At 42.0% G+C, this 23,445-nt stretch carries 22 protein-coding genes, 1 tRNA gene and 1 pseudogene; 8 read left to right on the top strand and 16 right to left on the bottom strand.

Annotation, left to right across the window (positions count from 1 at the left end; translation table 11 throughout):
- Positions 1 to 10: 10 nt before the first annotated feature.
- The 12 genes from flgK to HQQ94_RS08710 form a co-directional block, all read right to left on the bottom strand.
- Positions 11 to 1,927, bottom strand: a complete 1,917-nt coding sequence (flgK, locus tag HQQ94_RS08765) for a flagellar hook-associated protein FlgK (protein WP_173294059.1) — start codon at positions 1,925 to 1,927, stop codon at positions 11 to 13.
- Positions 1,928 to 1,970: 43 nt separating this feature from the next.
- Complete coding sequence (gene flgJ / locus HQQ94_RS08760) at positions 1,971 to 2,978, bottom strand: flagellar assembly peptidoglycan hydrolase FlgJ (protein WP_173294058.1); 1,008 nt, start codon at positions 2,976 to 2,978, stop codon at positions 1,971 to 1,973.
- Between the two features lie 195 nt (positions 2,979 to 3,173).
- Positions 3,174 to 4,265, bottom strand: a complete 1,092-nt coding sequence (locus HQQ94_RS08755) for a flagellar basal body P-ring protein FlgI (RefSeq protein WP_173294056.1) — start codon at positions 4,263 to 4,265, stop codon at positions 3,174 to 3,176.
- 12 nt (positions 4,266 to 4,277) lie between these two features.
- Complete coding sequence (gene flgH / locus HQQ94_RS08750; protein WP_173294054.1) at positions 4,278 to 4,967, bottom strand: flagellar basal body L-ring protein FlgH; 690 nt, start codon at positions 4,965 to 4,967, stop codon at positions 4,278 to 4,280.
- A gap of 9 nt (positions 4,968 to 4,976) precedes the next feature.
- Positions 4,977 to 5,765 carry a flagellar basal-body rod protein FlgG gene (flgG, locus tag HQQ94_RS08745; RefSeq protein WP_173294052.1) on the bottom strand — a complete coding sequence of 263 codons (789 nt, stop codon included), beginning with the start codon at positions 5,763 to 5,765 and terminating at the stop codon, positions 4,977 to 4,979.
- 11 nt (positions 5,766 to 5,776) lie between these two features.
- Positions 5,777 to 6,520: a flagellar basal-body rod protein FlgF gene (gene flgF, locus HQQ94_RS08740; RefSeq protein ID WP_173294050.1), complete on the bottom strand. Its 744-nt coding sequence runs from the start codon at positions 6,518 to 6,520 to the stop codon at positions 5,777 to 5,779.
- A 209-nt stretch (positions 6,521 to 6,729) separates the two neighbouring features.
- Complete coding sequence (flgE, locus tag HQQ94_RS08735; protein WP_173294049.1) at positions 6,730 to 8,112, bottom strand: flagellar hook protein FlgE; 1,383 nt, start codon at positions 8,110 to 8,112, stop codon at positions 6,730 to 6,732.
- Positions 8,113 to 8,217: 105 nt separating this feature from the next.
- Positions 8,218 to 9,030 (bottom strand): flagellar hook assembly protein FlgD, encoded by an 813-nt coding sequence (locus HQQ94_RS08730; RefSeq protein ID WP_173294048.1) that lies wholly within the window; start codon positions 9,028 to 9,030, stop codon positions 8,218 to 8,220.
- Between the two features lie 13 nt (positions 9,031 to 9,043).
- Positions 9,044 to 9,460, bottom strand: coding sequence for a flagellar basal body rod protein FlgC (flgC, locus tag HQQ94_RS08725; RefSeq protein ID WP_173294047.1), 417 nt, complete (start codon positions 9,458 to 9,460; stop codon positions 9,044 to 9,046).
- Positions 9,461 to 9,462: 2 nt separating this feature from the next.
- A complete protein-coding gene (gene flgB / locus HQQ94_RS08720) occupies positions 9,463 to 9,861 on the bottom strand; it encodes a flagellar basal body rod protein FlgB (RefSeq protein ID WP_173294046.1) in 399 nt (132 codons plus the stop codon).
- Between the two features lie 241 nt (positions 9,862 to 10,102).
- On the bottom strand, positions 10,103 to 10,936 hold the full coding sequence (locus tag HQQ94_RS08715) for a protein-glutamate O-methyltransferase CheR (RefSeq protein WP_173294045.1): 834 nt from the start codon (positions 10,934 to 10,936) through the stop codon (positions 10,103 to 10,105).
- A gap of 130 nt (positions 10,937 to 11,066) precedes the next feature.
- Positions 11,067 to 11,987: a chemotaxis protein CheV gene (locus HQQ94_RS08710; protein ID WP_173296576.1), complete on the bottom strand. Its 921-nt coding sequence runs from the start codon at positions 11,985 to 11,987 to the stop codon at positions 11,067 to 11,069.
- Between the two features lie 215 nt (positions 11,988 to 12,202).
- Here HQQ94_RS08710 and flgA point away from each other — a divergent pair, with 215 nt between their 5' ends.
- From flgA to flgN, 3 genes are all read left to right on the top strand, one after another.
- Entirely contained in the window at positions 12,203 to 12,910 is a 708-nt protein-coding gene (gene flgA, locus HQQ94_RS08705) for a flagellar basal body P-ring formation chaperone FlgA (protein WP_173294044.1), read from the top strand.
- 82 nt (positions 12,911 to 12,992) lie between these two features.
- Complete coding sequence (flgM, locus tag HQQ94_RS08700) at positions 12,993 to 13,313, top strand: flagellar biosynthesis anti-sigma factor FlgM (protein ID WP_173294043.1); 321 nt, start codon at positions 12,993 to 12,995, stop codon at positions 13,311 to 13,313.
- A 5-nt stretch (positions 13,314 to 13,318) separates the two neighbouring features.
- Positions 13,319 to 13,744: a flagellar export chaperone FlgN gene (gene flgN / locus HQQ94_RS08695; RefSeq protein ID WP_173294042.1), complete on the top strand. Its 426-nt coding sequence runs from the start codon at positions 13,319 to 13,321 to the stop codon at positions 13,742 to 13,744.
- A gap of 134 nt (positions 13,745 to 13,878) precedes the next feature.
- Here flgN and HQQ94_RS08690 read toward each other — a convergent pair whose 3' ends face one another.
- Together HQQ94_RS08690 and HQQ94_RS08685 are read right to left on the bottom strand one after the other, a co-directional pair.
- Positions 13,879 to 14,325: an LPP20 family lipoprotein gene (locus HQQ94_RS08690; RefSeq protein WP_173294041.1), complete on the bottom strand. Its 447-nt coding sequence runs from the start codon at positions 14,323 to 14,325 to the stop codon at positions 13,879 to 13,881.
- On the bottom strand, positions 14,322 to 14,948 hold the full coding sequence (locus tag HQQ94_RS08685; RefSeq protein WP_173294040.1) for a FlgO family outer membrane protein: 627 nt from the start codon (positions 14,946 to 14,948) through the stop codon (positions 14,322 to 14,324). The genes HQQ94_RS08690 and HQQ94_RS08685 overlap by 4 nt, the downstream gene beginning before the upstream one ends.
- Before the next feature lie 356 nt (positions 14,949 to 15,304).
- Here HQQ94_RS08685 and HQQ94_RS08680 point away from each other — a divergent pair, with 356 nt between their 5' ends.
- The 5 genes and pseudogenes from HQQ94_RS08680 (at position 15,305) to HQQ94_RS08660 (ending at position 21,395) form a co-directional block, all read left to right on the top strand.
- Positions 15,305 to 17,110: a GSCFA domain-containing protein gene (locus tag HQQ94_RS08680; protein WP_173294039.1), complete on the top strand. Its 1,806-nt coding sequence runs from the start codon at positions 15,305 to 15,307 to the stop codon at positions 17,108 to 17,110.
- 203 nt (positions 17,111 to 17,313) lie between these two features.
- Positions 17,314 to 18,480, top strand: a complete 1,167-nt coding sequence (locus tag HQQ94_RS08675; protein WP_173294038.1) for a flagellar assembly protein FlgT — start codon at positions 17,314 to 17,316, stop codon at positions 18,478 to 18,480.
- 167 nt (positions 18,481 to 18,647) lie between these two features.
- Positions 18,648 to 18,723 (top strand) — tRNA-Arg (locus tag HQQ94_RS08670).
- A 379-nt stretch (positions 18,724 to 19,102) separates the two neighbouring features.
- Positions 19,103 to 20,126, top strand: a pseudogene (locus HQQ94_RS08665) (transposase).
- A gap of 582 nt (positions 20,127 to 20,708) precedes the next feature.
- Positions 20,709 to 21,395, top strand: coding sequence for a glutathione S-transferase (locus tag HQQ94_RS08660; RefSeq protein WP_173294037.1), 687 nt, complete (start codon positions 20,709 to 20,711; stop codon positions 21,393 to 21,395).
- Between the two features lie 82 nt (positions 21,396 to 21,477).
- On the opposite strand, the gene HQQ94_RS22530 is transcribed toward HQQ94_RS08660, so the two are convergent.
- Positions 21,478 to 22,080 (bottom strand): group II intron maturase-specific domain-containing protein, encoded by a 603-nt coding sequence (locus tag HQQ94_RS22530; RefSeq protein ID WP_309247241.1) that lies wholly within the window; start codon positions 22,078 to 22,080, stop codon positions 21,478 to 21,480.
- Positions 22,081 to 22,112: 32 nt separating this feature from the next.
- The gene (locus HQQ94_RS22525; protein WP_254304029.1) at positions 22,113 to 22,751 is read right to left on the bottom strand and encodes a reverse transcriptase domain-containing protein; all 639 of its coding nucleotides are present in this window, start codon (positions 22,749 to 22,751) and stop codon (positions 22,113 to 22,115) included.
- Positions 22,752 to 23,445: the final 694 nt, after the last annotated feature.

Below are 23,445 nucleotides of genomic sequence, written 5' to 3'. Positions count from 1 at the left end.
TATCTTTCCTCTATCGAACGGAATTAAATAAGGTATCGAAGATCTCGGTAGCGGTCGTCATTATTCGTGCTGATGCTTGGTAGGCTTGTTGAAATCGAATAAGATTGCCAGCCTCTTCATCAAGATTCACACCCGATTCACTCTGCACCCGGTTATACGCTTGAGAAAATACCGCCTCGGAGGACCCCAATGCCACACTCGCCGCTTTCGCTTTACCACCAATCACTAAATTGGTCTCTTCATACACGTCAGCTAAGGTAGAGCTGCCGCTGTTCATTAACTTAGCTTCACTTAATTTTGCCATCGATATTGCATTGGTGTTGTCACCAGGCGCAAATGAAAGATCAAATGTAAACCTATCGGTAGCCCCTGCCGCTGTTGTAACATCAAAAGTAAAACCATAAGCACTTATCGATGGAGGCGTATAAGGCGCGGCGGCACCAAGTGATACGCCATTTTCATCAAAGACTTCAAACGTGTTAGTGGTCGTGTTAATCTCAAACGTCAGCTCAGAGCCCGCGATAGGAAAATTAGCATTCGTCCTATCATCAATACTCACCATGTCTACAGAGGTGTTACCTGAGTTACCCGCATCGGCAGTGATGATTGGTGCCGCTGCGGCAATGCCTTTCACGTCCGTCATGATCACGTTAATGCCAGCAGCTGCTCTTGATGATGGTCGAATGGCAAATTTATCACCATCAACAAATGAACCTGAATCGATATGAATAGAAAAACCATCCCCTCCATCAAGCTGAGTACCATTTAATGTTAAAGGCGTGACGACACCGGTGGTCATATCTTCGAGGTCATATGTTGCCGGCGCAGTAAAAGTCAGCTCGTAACGCTCACCCGTTAATACAGAGCTGTCATCGATATTAACCCTAAGGTTTGCTGTACCTACATTATTGCCAAAAGAACCGACTCGACCAAATGACATCGCAGCATCGTTAATATCGGTAAATATGTTTTGCCCCATCTCGCCATTAAGATCAAAACCTTGAGCATTGGCTTGATTAAATGCATCAGCAACACCTAAAGCCAATTGTCCTACTTCTAATTGAGCTTGCACTAGAGTTTCATCGCGAAACTCAACTAAAGCACCAAGTTGCCCCCCCATTTGGATAGGATCTATGATAAGTGTTACCCCAGCGATAGAGCTGGTCACTCTAAGCTCTTCTGGATAAGGATCTCCTGTTGTTGTGCCAATAGACATGGACACTTCACCAGAAACTAACATCACTGCACCCCCTAGCATAATACTCTTGGCGCCGGTGTCTAACGGGATCACATTGACTTGAGAATACTGACTCAGCTCCTGAATAAGTGCATCTTGTTTGTCCAAGAGTCCCATGTCTTCACCTTGAAACTTCATCAACTCTTCATTGATATGCCCTAACTCTTTACCTATTTCATTAATCCGTTCAGTGATCCCTACAATTTGATCATTGGTTTGTTTCATTTGCCCATCTAAATGAGATTGCATCTGATTCAAACTAATCGCTAACTGATCTGCAGCCCCTAACACATTGCCTCTTATACCCAGATCATCTGGAATATCCGCTAAACTGTTTAATCCAGAAAATAAGTCATTCAATCCTTGAGGAATGGATTTACCAATTTGCGAAAACAACTGATCCATCTCATTTAATTTAGTGTGAGTTGCTTGTGCTTCACTCACGCTCGTTTGCCCTATACGTAACTCCCTTTCTGCATAATGGTTGTAGATACGTTTTACATCTGAGATATAGGTGCCAGCACCATAAAAATTACTGCCTAAACGCTGATGATCAAGACTGACTTGCTCTGCCACTTGTCTATGATAACCCTGAGTATTTACATTGGTGATATTATTGCTGGTCACCGCTAACTGTGACTGAGCTGCCAGTACGCCTGAACGGGCAATATTAAGAAGATCTGAAGCCATTAGCTGACGCTCCTAAACTGCTGGATATTGTTAATCAAGATATTCATTTCTCTCCTCCAGATAATCCCATTTTCAGCTCTGAAGAAAGCATTTTCATGACCTTAATGACCTTAGTGGCATATTTAGGATCGGTTGCATAACCTGCATCTTGTAACGCCTGAATAAATTCATTGGGTTGAGCCACTTTTTTCATCGCATCTTGATAACGTGGTCCGTCAGAAATAAAGCCCACAAAGTCATCAAAACTTTGTTTAATATCATCATAAACTCGAAAATTGGCTCTTTGTTGCACCGCAACACCTTGTTCATATTCGAGTGTTTTAACTGCTACCTTATTACCTTTCCAGCGATGATCAGCCTTAATATTGAATAAGTTATTACTTGAGTCTCCATCGGTTCTCTGAACCATTTTCTGTCCCCATCCAGTCTCAAGCGCTGATTGAGCAATCAAGACTTCAGCTTGCGTGCCTAATCTTGCAGCGGCTTTTTTTGCATGAGGGTACAGTTTAGTGACGAAGTCATGTCGGTCAGTAAACTTCATATTCGATATCGGCGCTTCTGACGGCAATGGCTTGCCGACCAAAATAGTCTGCAGCTGATCACTTGCCACTTGCTTCCCCCTCCCTGGTTGAAGGGCTATCTGAGGCTCTTTAGTTGTCGCGCGATTGAGCACCATAGCTTGCTCAATACCATCGGGTAAATTTGCATTACCGCGCAGTACTGATGCGGGGGTGATCTTACTTGTCTCAGGAGATAGCTGTTGCACCATCAAATCAGCCAGCCCTAACATGCCTTTATCTGATAGATTGACGGACATTTGTTGATCGTGCATTTGTTCGTAAAACTTGGTGTATTGACTATTCATTGGATTGTCAGATTCAAAAGCGGCATTGGCATCACGCATACTTTTCATCAGCATTTGTACAAAAATACTCTCAAACTGCTGAGCCACCTCTTTCAACGCAGCCTTATCATCTTTTTGAGCTTTAGATCTAAGCGAATCTAAGCCTGCAATGTCCAAAAAGTGAGATGAGTTTGACAGCTTTTCCATAATCGATTCCAATAATCGCGACAATAATCAGGCAGTATTCGCCTAGTGATAACAAACAATGCAAAGCACGTACCAATTGTCAAAATTAAGAGGGTAATTGAACTGAATTGATGTCTATTTAGCCAAAAAAATTGACTGGTTAGCCATATACTAAGCAGTCAATTTTGACAGAACAATGAATCATGTCGATAGCGGTTAAATAATGATAAGTTCACCGTGTAAAGCACCTGCCACTTTTAGCGCTTCTAAAATAGCCAACACATCTGATGGTGCCGCACCAACCAAGTTAACCGCCCTGACGAGTTCATCAAGTGTGGTGCCTGGATTGAACATAAACATCCTACTGTCTTCTTCATTTATATCAATGGTACTCTCGGCTGTCACCACAGTTTGTCCACCACCCAATGCGTTAGGCTGTGATACTTGAGTCGCTTCAGCAATCGTCACCGTCAACCCGCCATGTGTGACCGCGGCGGGTAGTAGACGAACATCTTTGCCCACCACGATGGTTCCAGTACGTGAGTTAACAATCACTTTGGCTGACTCTGATGCGGGCTCAACATGAAGGTTCTCAAGGGTGGCCAGAAAAGACACTCGTTGCGACACATCTCTTGGCGCACTCACTTGTACCGAAGCCGAATCAAGCGCTCTTGCCATTCCAGGACCAAGGAGTTCATTAATGGTATCAGCAAGCCTTTTTGCTGTTGAAAAATCAGCACGGTGTAAATTAAACGTCAAGTGATCACCTGTAGAAAATGGCGTGACCACTGTTCTTTCTACAATAGCCCCATTAGGAATACGCCCCACAGTGGGGGTATTTTGAATCACTTTAGAGCCATCGAGTCCTTCGGCACTAAAGCCACTCACGACCATACTCCCTTGAGCAATGGCATATACATTCCCATCAACGCCTTTAAGAAAGGTCTGCAACAAGGTTCCTCCCCGCAAACTCTTGGCTTCACCTAAACTCGATACTGTTACGTCAAGACCTTGACCTGGCTTGATAAAGGCTGGCATTTTGGCACTAACTGCCACAACGGCTACATTTTTAATTTTGGGTCTTAAATTATCCGGTAAATTAATCCCGAAGTTTTTTAGCATGGTTTTAAAGGTTTGTTCTGTATAACTCGTTTTTTCACCTGTACCTGGCAAACCAACCACAAGTCCATAACCAATTAACTGATTACTCCGCACGCCTTGCACATTGGTAATATCTTTAATCCGCTCTGCTTGGCTGACAGCAGAAACCCATAATAAGATAAACAAATAATATCTGTTAATTTTCATCTTGATTCCTTCTTAAAAAGGCCACCAGCTGCCCATAAAGAAAGCGCTAAACCAGCCCACTTTTTGAACATCTGCAAAGGTACCCGTGCCACTATATTGAATACGAGCATTGGCGACTCTAGGGGAATCGATAGTATTATCAGGACGAATATCTTGCGAACGAACAATCCCTGTAAGGCGAACAAATTCATCTCCATTATTAATGCTTATCCATTTTTCACCACGGATCACCAAATTACCATTATTCAATACTTGCATGACATTGGCAGAGATACTGCCTGATAAACTATTACTCTGATCGGCATCAGACTCACGCTTAGTATTCATACTGTCATTGTATCTAAAATCAATGGGGTTACCACCAATTGACATGTTGGCCCCAAGTGCATAAATAGGATCTAAGGTTAAGTCCGTGCCTTTTTTAATCTCATTTTTGGCGCTTTTGGTGGCCTGTGTCTCCTCCATCAACATGACGGTAATGATGTCTCCAACTTTCAACGCCTTAATATCAGAATAAAGGCTTGATGACTGGCTTGCCTGATACATAGATCCTGTTGCGGCTATTTTCGTTGCCGGGGCCTCTGGATAAACAGGTGCATAATAAGGATCATCAGCAATGGGCTTCTCCCTTGTTGACATGCAGCCTGTTAATGCCGTGATAAGCACCATGACTGATGCGACCAATAACAAATACTTATTCATGACTTGCCCCTATAAATTCTGAGTAACATAGGACAGCATTTGATCAACGGCAGAGATCACCTTGGAATTCATCTCATAAATACGTTGGCTCTCAATCAAATTAACCAGCTCTTCGGTAACGTTCACGTTCGATGTTTCTAGCGCACCTTGGCGAATAATTCCCATCCCATCTAAGGATGCCGTCCCCTGAATCGGTGTACCACTTGCGCCAGTTTCGGTATATAAATTTTGCCCCATTGGGTCTAACCCACTTGGATTAATAAAATCAGACATGCTTAACTGGCCCACAACTTGACTCTCTGCAACCCCCGCAGTTTTGACTGACACCTCTCCTTCTGCAGAAACAGTAATTGCTGTTGCATTATCAGGAATAGTGATCGCAGGTTGCAGCACATAACCAGATCCAGATGTAACAATTTGCCCACTATCATCCAAGGTAAACTGCCCATTGCGACTATAAGATGTTGTGCCATCAGGTAACTGTATTTCAAAAAAACCAGGTCCCTCAACCATTAAATCCAATGAATTGTCCGTGGTAAGCATATTACCTTGAGTAAATATCTTCTGAGTCGAAACCACTTTAGTTCCCGCTCCGATATTTAACCCATTAGGCAATTTAGTGTTTGACGCACTTACCCCCCCAGCTTGATTGACCGTTTGGTATAAAAGATCTTCAAAAACAGCACGACTCTTCTTATAACCAACAGTACTGGCGTTAGCCACATTATTAGAAATCACTGAAATATCGGTTTGCTGAGCGTCTAGCCCAGTCTTACTTATCCATAGTGCCGGATGCATAGTATAACCTCCTAACTAATGCGTATAAGTGAAGCAGATGCTTTATCCATCTCTTCTGCGGTTTTCATCATTTTAACTTGCATCTCAAATTGACGTTGAATGCTAATTAGAGACACCATTTCATTGACAGCATTGACATTACTTCCCTCTACAGCTCCACTTTCTAACGCAACAAATGGATCTGCAGGGGCATCTTCACCCGATGTCAGCCTAAAGAGACCATCGGCGCCCCTCATCATATTTTCATCACCTGGATTGACCATTTTAATTTGGCCAACTTCTTCAATCACTTCAGCTGTCGAACCTAGAGGCCTAACGGAGATAATACCATCTTGTGATATCAACACTTTATCTATGGGTAAAGGTAAAACAATCGGACCTGAATCTCCCATAATAGGATTACCTCTGTCGTTACGTAACAAACCAGAAGTGTCAAAACTTAAACTACCAGAGCGAGTATAAGCCTCACCACCGTCAGCACCTTGAACCGCAATCCAACCACTATTTTTAATAGCAATATCGAGATCGCGACCCGTGGTTTTAATTGGGCCTGAGCTAAAGTCTGCAGAGGGGTTTTCAGTCATCGCAAACACGCGTGTTGGCAAGCCCTCACCAAAAGCCTGCATGGATCGCGCTTGCGCCATATCAGCTTTAAAACCGTCAGTATTGGCATTGGCTAGGTTATTCGCTCGCACGGCCAACGAGTTCATATTCTGTTTAGCACCGCTCATGGCAACGTAGAGTAATTTATCCACTGGCTCCTCCGTCAATTTTTTGCATCAATCTTTGTCTACATTAAACAATGCAAATTGCGCGCCAAAAAAAGCGGGAGTAGAAGCAAAGATAACTAAAATAGAAATATGGTGTCTTGAAGAAAAATAACCACCACACTAAAAAATGAATAAAAAAATGCTAGTCAGTTTTATTGACTAGCATTAGTAAACAGCCGATTTAATGATTAATTTTAACGGATCTGCAGCACCGTTTGCTGCAGTGTGTTGTTCACTTCCAGCGTTCTTGAATTGGCCTGAAAGTTTCGCTGCGCTGAAATCAAATCGACTAACTCAGTGGTCAAATCAACGTTAGATTGCTCCAGCGCTGATGAACGAATACTACCAAAGGTACCGCTGTTGGCTTCACCAGCTAGCGCAATCCCCGAATCTAAACTCGCTTTCCATGACGTATTACCCACCTGAGTCAAACCTTGCTCATTCGCAAAACGGGCTAACGCAACACGCGCTAACGGCACCGTTGAGCCATTACTGTAACTGGCGTTAATTAACCCATCCGCCCCAACTTCAACATTGGTTAAACGGCCAACTGTAGTACCATCTTGGGTGAGCAAAGTCACTTCAAACGTAGAGGAAAATTGTGTTGGGTTATTAAAATCAATGGTCAATGTTTGCGTACCATCAGTACCAGGGCCTAAAATATTGGCACCAGTAACACCAAGAGCGACAGTCGTTACCGTCGCAGGGGGGGCTGGAGTATCCCCCGCAAAAGCCCCTGTGTCATCAAAGGTCAATACTGAACCTTTCCAACTGCCTAACACAGCAGCAGTTTCAGCAGGTGCAGTACTGTCAGCAACCCCATCGGCATCAGTATCGATATCATACGTAACAGCTGGCGTCACATCGATATCAAGCTGTTTACCATCAAGTGCGTAATAAGCCACCCAATTACTCGCTCCGGTATAGGCTGCTTGATTTGGGCGTACAAAATAAGTGGTCAAAATATGAGACTCACCTAACGAATCATACATAGTTACCGCAGTTGAATTGTTGTAGGTATCACGGTCATTGGGATCAAATAATGTTGGATCTAAGGTCGCATCGCCTGCATTGAGGTTCATCTGTATACCAATGACCTCCGTCTTTTCGGGACTGCCAGCGGTGTCAGGAATAATCACTGGACCTGTGGTGGTTAAGCTTACCGATGTCGAATTACCGTCCTTATCAACCCCAAATGTTTGCAAGAAATTACCTTGTGAATCCACTAAGTAATTATTTGCATCCACTTGAAAGGCACCAGCTCGAGTGAAGGTTGCATCTTGAGAGTCTAAATTAGGAGCGGTGACAAAAAAACCGCCGCCACTAATGGCCATGTCTAATGCATTTTTGGTAAACTGTAGGCTGCCTTGCTGAAACTGCTGAGCAACTTGATTGGTCGTCACACCACCACCAACCGCCGTTTTACCATTGGCGAAAATAGAATTAGCATAAACATCAGCAAACTCTGCTCGGGACTCTTTAAAGCCAATACTACTCACGTTAGCGATGTTATTCGCCGTGGTATTCAGATCTTTTTGCGCAGCTGATATACCACTTAATGCAATGTTAAACGACATAATTCACCTCGATTGCTATTTACTTCTGAAAATGACTTTTTCAGCCACACTTCTATTCGCTTTACCTAATATCGAGTCCCCTTGTTAAGGCACCAGATAATTTAATTAGCTTTCAGAGACCGCTAATACATCTCCAATTTTAATGCCACCGACGCCTCGTAAATTGAGGATCGCACCAGTACTGGCATTGCCTAAAGACACGCTGGTGACATGAGCATAGGCTGATACGGCCAATTCTTCACTTTTACCCTCTATCCTCCCTGACGCTTTTATAGAGTAAATCCCGCTGCTAGCTGGCTCACCATTGGTACCAAGCCCATCCCAACTCACATCAACATTCCCACCTTCACTCCCATCAATAATAAAACGCTTAATCAGCTGACCTTTTTCATCTTCAATACGCACAGTGATCTCCTTAATCGCTTCAGGTGTACTAACAACCCCTCTTAACTCACGATCCACATCCGAAATATCTGTGATAAAACCCGTATCTGATGGAATTAATACTTTTTGCCCGACTAATCCTGATGCTTGTAACGCTTGGCTTGAGGTCATAACAGCATTAAGATTAATGATTTCATCATTAAGATTATTAATCCCATCAACAGTTGAAAACGATGCCATCTGTGCAATCATTTTATCGTTATCAACGGGTTTAAATGGATCTTGCATCGATAGCTGTTGACTTAAAAGAGAAAAGAAATCTTCTTGGGTCAACTCTTGATTATTGGCCTCAGGTATTAATGAATCTTCGGGAAGACGAATGGCATCCAGAAACGGATTACCTGTCGTCGTTGTTTGCCCGCTACTTTCAGTTCTAGCTGCCTGAGCCGTCGATGTCGTTTGCGGTGCTGGCACAACAGGTTGCGACGCACCAGCAACGGGTTGAGTATTATTGAGTGGGTTAATGAGGCTCACGACTTACCTCCTCCTATTTGCCAATTCTGAGAGTTTGCTGAAGCATCGATTTGGCAGCTTCAGCGACCTGTACATTCATCTGATACGAACGAGAAGCCGAGATCATATCTGCCATCTCCTCCATCACATTCACATTGGGCTTATAAATAAAACCATCAGGATCTGCCATGGGGTGATTGGGTAAGTATTCCTTTAATAAAGGTGCATCACTTTCAACAATACCTTTTACCGCAACAGATTGTGATGACTGTTGTTGATGATTTGCTTTGGCCATTTCGGCTTCAAAAATGGGATGGCGAGCACGATACGTTTCAGCAATACTGCTGGAAACTGAATCTGCATTCGCAATATTACTGGCTGTGGTATTCAATCTTACCGATTGGGCAGACATACCAGAACCTGAGACATTAAAAATATTAAATAAGCTCATAATTAACTACCTTTTAATGCTTTCTTAAGTCCGGAAAATTTGCTGTCTAAAAACCCCAGCGACATCTGATACTCTAATGCATTTTGCATAAACTCGGATTGCTCTTGTTGAATATCAACCGTATTACCGTCACCTGTATCCGGTTGATTTGGAATTCTATATCCATAATTTTGCGCAGAAAGGGCGGTTAAATCGAAATGTTTGCTATCATTACCCATCATTTTTAAACCACGTTGACGTGTTGTTGCAGCTTGTAATGTTTTATCAAAATCAACATCGCGCGCCTTATAATGAGGAGTATCTGCATTGGCAATATTCGAGGAGATAACTTCAGCACGTTGAGAACGGATCCCAAGTGTATATTGGTGAACTCCTAATGCCTTATCAAAATTAATCGCCATAAAGTTGCCTCCTAAGCTTAATGCTAATAACAAAGCAATAGTCATGCCAGAAAAACAATATTGAGAGGGGATAATCTTTCTTTAAATAGGATAGTAATCAAAAAATAAGCCAGTTTACTGACTTAAGCAGATAAAGACTGAAATAGTGCTAAGAAATAAAGCCTATTTTATTTAATATTGAATAATCAAGGGATCGCTGAGCTGTAAACACCTTCGCTAATGAAAAAATACTGCCATATTCTTATGTTTTCTTTTGATAATAGATCCCAGGATTACACCGGATCATGTCAAACTCATCAGTTAATCCAGCAATCGACTCTGAAGCGCCAAGAAAAAGTACCCCTTTCGGATTTAAAGCGGCAGCAAATTGCCGTAATATTTTTGATTTTGCCTCAGGGGCAAAATAAATAAGGACATTACGACAAAAAATAATATCAAACTTACCTAATAAGGTATAACTCTCAAGTAAGTTATGAGCTCTGAAATTCACTAAGCGTTTAACGTTATCATTAATGACCATGCTGCCATCGGCAGTCGCAGCAAAAAATTGACGCTTACGCTCATCAGATAAACCACGTCCTAAAGCTAAGTTATCGTACTCAGCTGCCTTGCATCGCTCTAGCATAGAAGGAGATAAATCTGTCGCCAATATTGATGCTTTACCGGATAAAGAACCAGGTTTCTTTTGTTGATATTCTAAAATGGTCATGGCAAGTGAGTAAGGTTCTTGACCGGAAGAACACGCGGCAGACCAAATTTTAAGGGGGTTTCCAAGTTTGCTATAGTGAGGTAATAGATCATTGAACAGCAAATCAAACGGATATTTATCCCTAAACCACAAGGTTTCATTTGTGGTCATGGCATCGATGACTGAAGCCCGTAATTGTCGCTCAGCAGGCTTCATAGAATGTTTAACCACTTCTGATAATGATGGTAGGTTATAAAGCCCCATCAAAGGAGCAAGTCGACTGCGCACTAAATATTGTTTACTATCACCCAGCACAATACCGCTGTGTTGTTCCAGAAATAACCTAAATTGTGTGTACTCAGTTTCAGCAAGTGATTTGTTTGACACCTAGATATCCTAATATCAATAAAATAAACTATTACATTATAACAGTAACCATATACCCCGCAGTCTTATACGTTAGCAAGCTACAATAAACAAGCTTAATATAATAGTGCCCTTGTCCGCACAAATATCATTATAGACTCAAATGTTTATTTACTGCTGCCGCAAGTTCATCAGGATTGAATTTGGCAATAAAATCATTTGCCCCAACTTTCTCTACCATGGCCTGATTAAACACACCGCTCAAAGAAGTATGCAGTACTATTTTAATGTCTTTTAATTTTGGATTAGCCCTAATTTCAGACGTTAAGGTATAACCATCCATTTCGGGCATCTCAATATCAGAAATAATTAATGGGATTTCTGTCGACACATTATCCATGTCGACCGCCATCGCTGTCAATTTATCAAGTGCATCCTTACCATCTACCGCGGTATCAATCTCTAACCCCAGTGATTGGAGTGCACGAATTATCTGTTTTCTCGCCACCGCAGAATCATCAATCACCATGATATGGTAATTCGTATCTTTATCTAATGTTAACGAATCTGTTACCTCTTGGCTGAGTTCTGTTTTAACCGGTGAGATCTGATGAAGAATTTTTTCAACATCGAGGATTTCAACCAACTCCCCCTCTATTTCCGTCACTGCCGTAAGGTAAGAGTTTGCACCCGCCCCTTCTGGAGGTGGCATAATGGCTTCCCAGTTCATATTGATAATTCGCTCAACTGAACTCACCACAAAACCTTGAATACTGCGGTTGTACTCAGAAATAATAATAAAACAGCCGTCGACACTTTCAACAGGAGTGCCACCCGTTGCCGCACTTAAATCAATCACCGAAATGGTCGAGCCACGAATATGTGCCACACCTTTAACATACGGATTTAATTTAGGCAGAATGGTAAGTGGTGGGCATTGAAGAACCTCCTTGACTTTGAATACGTTGATCCCGAACCTTTGACTACCGTTAAGCTTAAACAGTAAAAGCTCTAATCGGTTTGCACCCACTAGCTGGGTTCGTTTGTTAACTGACTCAAGAACACTTGACATAATACGCTTGCCTTTGTCGTCTTTCTTCATGCCGACCTACATATCATCATTTAAATGCGTAGTAGGCATATTAATTGCTTGAATAGATCTATCTCACAACCAGACCGTGCAATAGTCAAGTTTCTGACTAATTATCTCTTAATATGAGAAGTGTAACATCACGGTCATGACGAAAGTATAGGTGTAATCTAGCGAATCAAGCTAGTCTATTCATTATGAAAGTACAAAATATTATCATTTTATTAGCCATATTCTTTACGACACACGCCTTGGGAGCAAGTAAAGCGAGTGTGCCCTCTCTATCGACCATATCAAACTTAGCCATAGAGGCTATTGAAAAAAAAATGAATATCACAGGGAATGCCAAGGTTAGCATCACGCCTCAAAAGCTGGATAAACGTCTCAACCTTCCCCCTTGCTTACCACCGATCATTGCAGCGCTCGCGACAAACCGAGCAATAAAGCGAACCAATACCGTCAAAATAAGTTGTAACAGCCCACAACTTGATTACCCATGGCAGATATTTATCGCTGTGCGTGTGGATATTCTCTACCCCGTTGTTGTGGCAAGAGAGCTGTTAGGCTCTGGTGACTTACTTACTCGCACAAATATTGCCATCCAATATGTCGATCAAAGCAACCTAAGAGGCCAGCAATTCGATACCATCGAACAAGTCATTGGCACTCGCGTAAAAAGACGTATTCCTGCTAATCTCCCCATTTTTAGTGACAATTTGTGTTTCGTCTGTAAAGGAGATACTGTATCTATATCAGCACGATCTTCGAATCTAATAATAAAAACCGTAGGACAAGCGCTACGAGATGGTAATTTAGGTGATAGGATTGGTATTAAGAATATGCATTCGAATAAGAACCTGTATGCCACTGTCATCGGAGTGGGTGAAGTTGAGGTAAGAATGTAAAAATGAAAAAAATAACTAAAGCTCTCACTATCATTGCCGATATGAGAATATGTTCTTCTTTTTTTACTTCTGGAGCCTCACAATGGCTATTGATATTAAACAAATAAATACCGCTGCTAATATTAGCAAAGTCTCAACAAATAAAACCGATCCAAAAACGGATCAAACAGGCAATAGCCCTGAATCGGCTAGTGCATCATCAAAAAGTGATTCTGTTTCAATCACGACTCAAGCTCAACAATTGCAAAAAATTCAAACGCAATTGGGCACTGTACCAGAGATTGATCAAGAAAAAGTGGCTGAAATTAAGCTTGCTATTGCAGAAGGACGTTATAAGATTGATGCTGAAAAGTTAGCCAGCAACATTGCTATTTTTGAAAATGAACTTAAGGATATCGACTAATTATTATGAGTCAGCTAGCCAGTATCATTGAAAAACAACATCAGCTATTACAAGAGTTGAAAGTCACAATATCAGCCGAAAAAGATGCATTAATTGAACAAGATGCTGAAAAATTACTGTCTCTCGCTTCCTGTAAAGCTCAATCGCTTGACGCCCTTAAAGCCAATGATAGCCTATTATCTACTCAAGCAGACTTATCTCAGCTATCAACAGATCCTTCTCTAGCTAAACAAGTACAAATAGCCAAAGTACAACTTGCAGAATGTCAGCAATTGAATATTGAAAATACCAGTCTAATAGAACTGAGTATCGCCAGTGTTAATCGTTTTGCCCAGGCTTTACAAGTAAGTCGTAATGCATCGAGTCTCACCTACAATGGCAAAGGCGAGACATCAACCATACCTTCATTAGGCAACGATCTAAAAGCCTAAACATACAGTAAGGGTGATGGTGAGAATCAACTCGCCACAGAAGATAGTCTCAATAGGTAATCAGGCCTAACATACTGACATGAAAAAACGTCTTACCCACTCAACAATCAATCACATAGCAACACTTATTTTTATTAAAAATAAGTCACATCCTTAATTTTTTGAATAGGGTTATTTTGTTGGTACAAAGCCCAAACTTGAGAAAAATCAAGCTCTAACTCTGTAACATAGTGCTCACCAGCAGGATAGCTTTTTACCACTTTAGCACCTCTAATAATCCCCGTTACAGAAGCTTGAATCATATCATCAGTCAACATCCATTCATTAACCTTACTGCTAGCAGATAATTCTTGACCATAAACCTGTTCAGCTAGCTCACGATAGGCGGCTATTTTCGATGCTTTCATTGCCATCAAAACCCGTTGTGACTTATCTTTTGAAGGCTGAGAAGCTAATGTTGCGTAGCCTATAGCTGTTAACTTGGGAAAACTCTCTGGCTGTTGAATTTCCCACTCTATGTATCTATCTTCAGATGCACAAGCTGACAATATCAGCATTATGACGATGAACCATATATTCATTTCAAATCTCCCATCACCCTAACTTCTTTCGCTCCCATCTGGCTATCTCGATACAATAACCCCTCTTGAGAGACCAACTTTTGTGAAGGCATTAAATAACCTGGCACATTCGCCAATTCAACATTCGCTTGAGAAGCAGATACCACACGATTATTGATAATATTAATAATTCTAGCATTCACAACCATGCCTCCATTATTCATGCTCATGGTCGATACTAACACGTGTTCAACCGCAATATCGGTCGGCAATTGTTGCCAATTTCGGGTCAATAAAAAATCTCCTTGGGGTGTCACACGAATGTTGTCTCCGACATTAATATCAACCAAATTAAACTGATGATCGTGCATCGCAGCTATAAAACCTTGCTGTAATTGCAAGCCTAATACGCTGGTCTGATTAAAATCTGTTAACAACACAGGCGTTGCTACTAGCAAAGGTTGATTTGCCCGTAAGGCATCATTTCGCAACACCAATTCATTCACTATCTGTTGAGATATATGATTGATGCCTGACGTTAACGGCAAACTATTGCCATCGGCAAAAGCGACCTTATCCAGTTTCTCACTCTGAGCACACCCATAAAGTAATAAATAAAACGACAACAGAAACGCGATACGCATGGCTATGTCCTAAATAAAACACCAAAAACATTTGACGGAGTCCCCAATGCCCATATCAACAATAAGTCGTCAATAAGGCGGGGAATTCCCACTCTGTCAACATAATGACCAAGAATAAACTTTAGCTGCAAATATCAAGCCAAGATTTCAGTGATTATTTGCCCCCCCAATAACTAAATACCTCAGTGACAGCCATTTATCGACCATTTTAAGCCTAACAGTATGGTTAGTTATTTTAGTTATCCTACTTTAATAGGCACGATAATTGCCAGCTAAGCAAACAATACAGAATATCCGTCAGATAAATGCCGTACATTATTGCCATTTAACTTTTTAAAATATGGAGATAACACATTATGCAAGGAACATATTCTACACCCTATAACGATAAAGGTGAGGCCTCATTTTGGCGAACAGCAGTTGCTAGTATTACGCTGGGTCAAGATATTTTCCCCCTACTACATCAAATTACATTGAATATTAACAACCCCCGAATTTCATCCATTGGTTCTTGCTTTGCTCAACATGTAGGACAGTGGCTTAATGCTGGTGGATACCGATTTAATCAAAGCAAGCTTGAAATGCAGCAAGTCTCCAGTTTTGCCTTTGGCAATTTATATACTCCTAGATGCCTGCTACAGTGGCTTAATATTAATTATGCTCGAAAGCCATTCGACACAAATAGTGCCATTTACATCGACAATAATAAATTCTATGACTTGTTAAGACCCAGCTTTAACCCAGCTGGCTTTGATTCACAAACTGACTTAGTTGCTGCTAGAATTGCAGCCGCAGCAGAAATGAGGACCACTCTCGTTGAAACTGATGTACTGATATTAACACTTGGTTTAACCGAAGCTTGGAAAGATAGCAATGATGTCTACTACCCAAGTTGTCCCGGCGTCATATCAGGCTTATTCGATGACTCCATTTATCAATTTCACAACTTCAGTTATGAAGAACTCCGTGGCGATCTTGAAGATATTGCCAGTCAACTTAACGCTATAAACCCTAACATCCACATCATTTTGACCGTGTCTCCCGTCCCTTTGACTGCGACTATGACCGACAAGCATATAATGGTCGCAAATCAGCACTCTAAATCATTACTGCGAACTGTTGCAGGTTTTTTAAGTGATAATAACCCTCGTTTTTCTTACTTTCCATCTTACGAGATCATTACAGTCCCTTGCGCTCAAGATTTTAGATTTGAAACCAACTTAAGATCGGTCACCCCACAAGCCATAAACTATGTGATGCAACACTTCCGCAGTGTCATTGATAAAACGGTTTTAGCTCAACCACGCCAAGAGCAGAAAATTAACCTCTTGCAAGCTAAAGTTAACCGTCCAGACAACAATGAAGTGGTATGCGAAGAAGAGCTACTCGAAACAACAAAGAGACTAAACACTATCCAAGTACCGCAAACAAAATACAATGTAACTCTCTTTGGTGACAGTCATATGAGTAAACTATCCAACGCATTTAACAATATAAGTATTCAACATTGTGGCGGCATGGTGATGAATGGATCTGGATTCTCAAACAAGAAATTTTCTATTTGCGATACCGAATATTTTGTCCCCTTAGAAAGTGCAATATCAAGAAAACTATGGTCCGCCATATTGGGCAATTTACACAATCATGAGCAAAGCGGGACAACATCTAACTCGACGATAATAACCAACCTCGCTATGCAGACACATAGAAATTTATCTCGGCTAGGCACTTGGCTAAAGCAAGCCTACCCTGAAGGTATAACTAAAATCACCACCAAGGATTTTGTCGATTACTTTAACGATGACCTAATTGAACAAATGTCCATCCTGTTAAAGCTTCACGAACATGGGCATAGAGTCATTGTGGTATCCGACCCACCTTTTAGCCAATATTTTGAAGAGTCGAGCTCGTTCACCCATTTAATTTATGCTTATTTTGATGCCATGGAGTATGTATTAACCCAGTTAGGGATCACCTTTTTTAATGCCGCGACCACATTTGATACGGAAATTGCTGATCCTGAAAACTACACCTCTACTATTGTGTTTCCCGATAATAAACAAGATTGGGCGCACGGGAATGATAGATATTATACTTGGCTCGCCCAAAAATTAGCCCCATTACTACATCAAAATGCACCTAAACGAGCTCGGTCAGCCTGACATCCGCAAGCTCTTGATCTTACATGGCTGTACTGACTTAATTCAGTGTAAAGGTATCATTCAACGGCTCGATAGCGAGCCGTTGAATGATAAAGGCACGATTTTTGCTTTATCCTATAAAATACTTGGCAGCGAGCTTACCTGTCATTTTTATGTCGATGAACGCCTAGCCAGTAATATCGACCACAATAGATGGATTAAAGATGAAATATGTAACCTTGTTTCTACTCACAACAGCAATACTCTTCCCTTCTTTATCAATGGCCGCTTGGGTTGTCGTCAAAGGAGAATCCAATATCATCGATGGTAATGTGACTAAAGCCCGTGAAGATGCCATTCATCAAGCACTCACTTATGCCACACTGCAAAATGGGGCCAGTTTTACCAGCTCACAAACAGTCAACAATGGCCAACTAACCCAAGACAAATTTGCTATCGAGCAACAATCTCAAGCCACTAAAATTGAATTAATTAATGAATTTATAGAAGCCGATAAATTAACCGTGATGATAAGAGTTGATGTGATTGGTGCCAGCTCACATCAAGCTCAATGTGACAGTCAAGCACTAAAAGCAGCAATACTTGTTCCCCAAGCAATAATCAAAAATAGAGTTCAGTTGCGCTATGGTAATATCGGTTTCTTTGAAAAAGCACTCTCCATACGGCTTGGTGATGCCTTGACACAAACATCAAAAAATAGTTTTTCTCATCTACACGCCAATGAACGACTCGATATAGCACAAGCCTTAGTGGATATTAGAGGCTATCGACTTCCTAGCTGGCTTAGTGAGATCACCGACAGCCAATACGTACTACTACCAGAAATTATCGACATTTCAACCGATCCCGCAACCCAAAGTATGCTGGGGTTGTGGAATCATGCACCCATTCGTCATTTCCAACTCAGACTCTCGCTGTACCACGGGATCAGTGGTGAGCAGATCTGGAGTCAAGATTACATCTCATCAGCTCCTTGGGAGTTCGAACGCCAAGAAACCGTGCCGTCAAATCAAAACAGATTTTGGCACTCAGCTTATGGAAAAAATATTGACAAGGTACTCATTAAAGCCATACAAGATATTGACAACAGCTTAAGTTGTCGCCCTATTCTTGGTCAGGTGGTCGCTAAACACCGCGACAGGCTGATTCTTAATCTAGGCCGCCGTCATGGCATACGCATAGGCGATTCGTTTCAATTAATTTTACAAGAAAACCTGCCAGATCGTTTTGATAAAATGCGCGCCGTTGCCGGTAAAAGTCGCGCCACAGTCAAAATAGATCAAGTCACTCAAGACACAGCAACTGCAATTCTTGTCGGACAAAAAGCGTCCTATAATGTGCAAGTTAACGATATCGCGATTAAGATGTAATATCAGGCAGGCAATGATTGAAAGCACGTAATACACAGATCAATGACTGATTAAGAGCACTGGCTGACTCCCTAAAGAGGCAACACCAGCCTTATTTTCGAATAAGAATTAAGCAACTAAATTTAAAGCCTTTTCATCTATAAAAAAATCAGTATAATCACTCGCGTCTCCTTATAGCTCAACAGGATAGAGCAGTCGCCTCCTAAGCGATCGATCGGGGTTCGAGTCCCTGTGGGGAGACCATAATTTGGTTAAGTGTATAGTGACACTTAATGAGCAGTTCCTTTCTGCTGTATCAACCTTTATTGTTATCTGTTCCGTTTCTTGAGTTCAACTCTGATTAACAATGACTGGCTATGACTTTTGTTGTTAACTGTTACTGTTTATTAGATCACGTGGTTTCGTCATCTTGTGCCAACTCACCTCTAGCCTACGCCTCATATGATGTTCTTGTTCATCAGCTCGCACTCTTTAATCCTTAATAGGGCTAGCGGCTTGACCACCAAGGATGGTGATACTAAAGACAGCAGCTAAAGACAGGACAGCCAAATCTGTTGTGCTTTAGCATATCCTCTACTAGCCTTTACGTTACCTCAACTACGTATTGTTCAGGATAACGATCATGACGTCAGCTAGAAGAACCCTCATTGATGCAGAATCAACGCCGTTTTATCACATAATAAATCGTTGTGTAAGAAGGGCCTACCTATGTGGGGAAGATAAGCTCACTGGGAAAAGTTATGAGCATCGTCGCGGCTGGATTGTCGATAAAATCAAAGCGCTTTCGAACATATTTTGTATTGATATATGCGCCTATGCGGTAATGAACAATCACTACCATTTAGTGCTTAACATTGACATGGATAAAGCCAAGTCTTTGAGCCACCGTGAAATAATTACCCGATGGTGCCAGATTACCAAGGGCCATGATGTAGCCACTAAATACATGAATGGTGACGCTTTGATTGAAGGAGAGCGCATACTTCTTGATGGTTTACTGACTGAGTGGCACGAGCGTTTATCTAGCATATCCTGGTTTATGCGCTGCCTAAACGAAGAGATTGCCCGTAGGTCCAACCGTGAAGATGAGTGTAAAGGGGGCTTTCTGGGAAGGGCGCTTTAAGTCACAAGCTCTACTTGATGAGCAAGCACTATTAGCCTGCATGATGTATGTTGATTTAAACCCTATCAGAGCAGGAATAGCCGACACACTGCAAGCTTCTGATTATACGTCGATTCAGGAGCGCATTAACGCGCTAAATACACCTGATAAACCAAATAATGATGAATCAACACTCATCCCGAGTGAGCGACTCAACCCCCTTGCCAAATTTGATGGTGCAGCTCATTTAGCACCTCAATCAGGCATCCCATTTCATTTCTGTGATTATTTACAACTTATCGATTGGACTGGCAGAGCAATTAGGCCAGACAAAAGAGGGTTCATCGACGCAAGTCGTCCTAAATTACTTGATGAACTTGGTATATCATCCGATGCCTGGATCACCTCAGCAAAAGAGTTTCGCCGCCAATACAGTGGTATTAGTGGTCGCTGGGATGCCATGTGTGCCTTCAAAAGACAGCATCACAGTGGTCAATGGTGCAAAGGTAAGGCCAGTAGCGATGCACTTCACCCCTCGCCTTAGTCGTATATTACTGAGATCGAGCAATCATCTACAAATACTTGGAAATAATTAGGGGTTCCGAATAAACCAAGGTACTTTTTCTAGTCAATGTCAGTTTAATTAGAGTCTCAGCTCTAACTAATAACTGTCCAAAATCGCGTTAGCAATCATAAAATCTCAATCGAAGAAACAATGCTTTGCTTTTAACAAAGGTGTAGATACGGCTGCGAGTTTCGGTTTCAAGGATGAAACCGTAAAGCGGCCATGGATGGCTTCACAGCGTCTCGCAGAAATGTCTACACATAGGTCCACGGCAGGTGATTAATAAAATTTGAAACTTTGGCCATCAATAAGCCAATCAAACACCCAACCTGCCCAATGAACCCAACCAAAAGATATTTAAAACTTGTTATCCGACAAGTGAGGTATTAACCTGCTGCAAGCAATAAACACCAATGAGTCTATGGTTATCAATAAGCCAAATGAACCCAACACTAAAATAGATTTGCAACTTGTTATCCGACAAGTAACCAAAACCCTTGATTTTAAGCGCTATACACACCACAGTTGTAACCTTAAATAGACTGATCACAGACACTCACCATGCCCTTGCCTATTTTATATTCTTTGCAACATTGTCCCTATGCCATGCGAGCACGAATGGGGCTATTATTAGCCAATCAAAGCGTGATGCTGCGGGCTATAAATTTAAAGGACAAGCCCGAAGCCATGTTGCAAGTCTCACCTAAGGGGACGGTTCCTGTCTTAATTATTCAAGGCAATGATAAAATTCAAGTCATTGATGAAAGTCTCGACATCATGCTTTGGGCGCTTGAGCAAGATGATCCTCACGCACTGCTTTATGCTCAATCGTCTGCAATATTGCCAACAATGCTCGACCTTATAGAGCATAATGATAAGGTATTTAAGCCTTTGTTAGAGCAATATAAAAGTGCAAAGCGTTATCATAAAGACTCAGAAATTGATGACCGAAATCACTGCGAAGATTTCATTTTACGATTAGAAACTCAATTAACCCAACATCAATTCATCATGGGCGATAAGCCAAGCTTGGCTGACTACGCACTGTTACCTTTTATTCGCCAATTTTCCAAAGTCGATCGTCAATGGTACTTACAAGCGCCCTATCCTAAATTGCAACACTGGCTAAAAGCCCACCTTGATAGCCCACTTTTTTCAAAAGCCATGACAAAATATCCACTGTGGCTTGACCAACATGAAGCTTTTTTATTGACTGGTGACGTATCTTTGAGTCCGATCACTTACTGACACATCGAGTAGGGTGAGGCGTTACCGCCTCATCCCTCTCACAGAACCGTACGTACGGACCTCGTATACGGCTCCTGCATACTTAACTCAGCTTTGCGCTGAACACATATCCCGTTTTTACATGTCCAAGATTCACTAACCCTGAGCTATCAAACCATTTATTGGGCAGCGCATAGTTTGCTAACGGAATCAGTGAGTTACGCCAACTGTTCATCTTGATTGATTTAAACGGGGGCTTATACCCCATCTGCTTCAACCGTCTGTGAAGTCGCTGTGGCGTTTTCCACAGCTTCAGTTGGACGCTCCTCAACCTACGCCTTAGCCAGCTTGCTATTTTCTCGAACTCCCTATTCGCATTCGCTATCCGAAAATACTGACTGAACCCTCTTAAAATAGGATTCACCGCTTTGATCACTTCGCTTAATGGCTTACCACCATTGCGCTTTGTCATCTGTTTTAGCTTCGATTTAAACCCTGCTAGTTTCTTCGGCTCGATACGTGTGTATCGACTACCTATCTCCACTCCTAAAAACTTCACACCTTCATTGCTGTCTGCTATGTGGGTTTTACGCGAGTTTACCTCAAGCTTTAACTCGACTTCCAGTATCTTCTTCGCCTGCTTGAGTGCATTTTCTGCCCCTGCTCGGCTGCGACATAAAATCAAGATATCGTCTGCGTAGCGCACTATTCTGTGACCCCGTTTTTTTCATCTCTTGATCAAACGCATCCAGATAGATATTCGCTATCAGTGGGCTTATTACACCACCTTGCGGACTCCCTACTTCTGTCGCTTGCTTGTGCCCATCTACCATCACACCACTTTTCAAAAAACTGAACGAGCAGCTTTAGCACGCTACCATCACTAACTCGCTTTTCGATGCTTGATAAGATTAGCCCGTGGTCTAATTTATCGAAATACTTTGACAAGTCCATATCCACTACATGTTTAAGCTCGTACCGACGCATAAACAATGTCGCTTTGTTGATCGCATCGTGACAACTTCGCCTTGGCCTATAGCCGTAGCTTGACGGGTGAAATTGCTCTTCAAAGATGGGGCTAAGTAGATCGTTTAGGGGTTGTTGAACGACTCTATCCCTAATAGTTGGAATACCAAGCAATCTCACGCCGCCATCCTCTTTGGGGATCTCAACCCGCCTGACTGGCTGAGCTTGATATTGCTTAGTGCTGAGTTCATGAAGAAGTTGATCGAGGTTATCACTCAGATTTGAGGCGAAGTCGCTTAGGCTCTGCCTGTCTATGCCGGCCGCGCCTTTGGCTTTCCACACTCTTCTAAATCCTTTATACAGCTTCTCTTTACTCAGAAGTTGCCCGTATAAACTGTGATAAACTCGCATATTCCTCACATGTGTGCTGTATGGGGACGGATATGACTTCCTCAAAGTCGGTCTATTTCACTTTGTTGCTTAGCGTTCTAGCGCAATGGCAATCTACTAAACAGTGACAAAACTACTCCCTTGTACAGTTTCTTAAGCCAGAGCCTTACTCCTAAGGTGACCAGTTCAAAAAGACTTCGATAGCGAATCGACTTGTGTACCTCTGAAAAAAAACATCTGCTCATTACAGACTTAAAGCACGCTTCCTCCCTTCGCAATATTAAGCGCTTTTGGCAACTTAATACTCCACCAGACTTGATGCTGATGGTCAGCTTGGTTTTATCCTCCACACCATTACTGGGCTTCACAGGCCGAGCCTTACTCACTACTACGGATTCATCTGCCACCTCACACCAACATTTCCCTTGAGTCACCTCTTGGGATAATGCCTCCAGCCCTTATCACTGGAACTGATGCCAGGCTTCCCCAGTTACTGCACTGGCTCCCTATAAGGTATTCCACCCTCAAACACACTATTAGTCTGACTAAGTATTGGGCTTCGCGCTATTTTGCACGCTCACCCACCAATAGTGCCGAAACAGGTTACGGTTAGTTGTGTACACCTCACTTCCTATGGCTTCCTTCAGACCCTGCCGTTAGCCAGCAACGCCCTTGCCATTCGGATTATCTTCCCCTTAGTCAGGGTGATACAGGT

Source organism: Shewanella sp. VB17 (genome assembly GCF_013248905.1).
Lineage (GTDB): Bacteria > Pseudomonadota > Gammaproteobacteria > Enterobacterales > Shewanellaceae > Shewanella.
The sequence above is the reverse complement of the archived record's forward strand: the minus strand, read 5'-3'. Positions and strand labels throughout refer to the sequence as shown.

Excerpts from the sequence above, each read along its gene's own strand:
- flgH (WP_173294054.1), bottom strand. The coding sequence starts at position 4,967 with ATGAATAAGTATTTGTTATTGGTCGCATCAGTCATGGTGCTTATCACG.
- HQQ94_RS08675 (WP_173294038.1), top strand. The coding sequence starts at position 17,314 with ATGAAATATGTAACCTTGTTTCTACTCACAACAGCAATACTCTTCCCT.
- HQQ94_RS08660 (WP_173294037.1), top strand. The coding sequence starts at position 20,709 with ATGCCCTTGCCTATTTTATATTCTTTGCAACATTGTCCCTATGCCATG.
- HQQ94_RS08690 (WP_173294041.1), bottom strand. The coding sequence starts at position 14,325 with ATGAATATATGGTTCATCGTCATAATGCTGATATTGTCAGCTTGTGCA.
- HQQ94_RS22525 (WP_254304029.1), bottom strand. The coding sequence starts at position 22,751 with ATGCGAGTTTATCACAGTTTATACGGGCAACTTCTGAGTAAAGAGAAG.
- flgK (WP_173294059.1), bottom strand. The coding sequence starts at position 1,927 with ATGGCTTCAGATCTTCTTAATATTGCCCGTTCAGGCGTACTGGCAGCT.
- HQQ94_RS08755 (WP_173294056.1), bottom strand. The coding sequence starts at position 4,265 with ATGAAAATTAACAGATATTATTTGTTTATCTTATTATGGGTTTCTGCT.
- flgA (WP_173294044.1), top strand. The coding sequence starts at position 12,203 with ATGAAAGTACAAAATATTATCATTTTATTAGCCATATTCTTTACGACA.
- flgC (WP_173294047.1), bottom strand. The coding sequence starts at position 9,460 with ATGAGCTTATTTAATATTTTTAATGTCTCAGGTTCTGGTATGTCTGCC.
- flgM (WP_173294043.1), top strand. The coding sequence starts at position 12,993 with ATGGCTATTGATATTAAACAAATAAATACCGCTGCTAATATTAGCAAA.
- flgG (WP_173294052.1), bottom strand. The coding sequence starts at position 5,765 with ATGCATCCGGCACTATGGATAAGTAAGACTGGGCTAGACGCTCAGCAA.
- HQQ94_RS08710 (WP_173296576.1), bottom strand. The coding sequence starts at position 11,987 with ATGTCAAGTGTTCTTGAGTCAGTTAACAAACGAACCCAGCTAGTGGGT.
- flgB (WP_173294046.1), bottom strand. The coding sequence starts at position 9,861 with ATGGCGATTAATTTTGATAAGGCATTAGGAGTTCACCAATATACACTT.
- HQQ94_RS08680 (WP_173294039.1), top strand. The coding sequence starts at position 15,305 with ATGCAAGGAACATATTCTACACCCTATAACGATAAAGGTGAGGCCTCA.
- flgE (WP_173294049.1), bottom strand. The coding sequence starts at position 8,112 with ATGTCGTTTAACATTGCATTAAGTGGTATATCAGCTGCGCAAAAAGAT.
- HQQ94_RS08685 (WP_173294040.1), bottom strand. The coding sequence starts at position 14,948 with ATGCGTATCGCGTTTCTGTTGTCGTTTTATTTATTACTTTATGGGTGT.
- flgJ (WP_173294058.1), bottom strand. The coding sequence starts at position 2,978 with ATGGAAAAGCTGTCAAACTCATCTCACTTTTTGGACATTGCAGGCTTA.
- flgN (WP_173294042.1), top strand. The coding sequence starts at position 13,319 with ATGAGTCAGCTAGCCAGTATCATTGAAAAACAACATCAGCTATTACAA.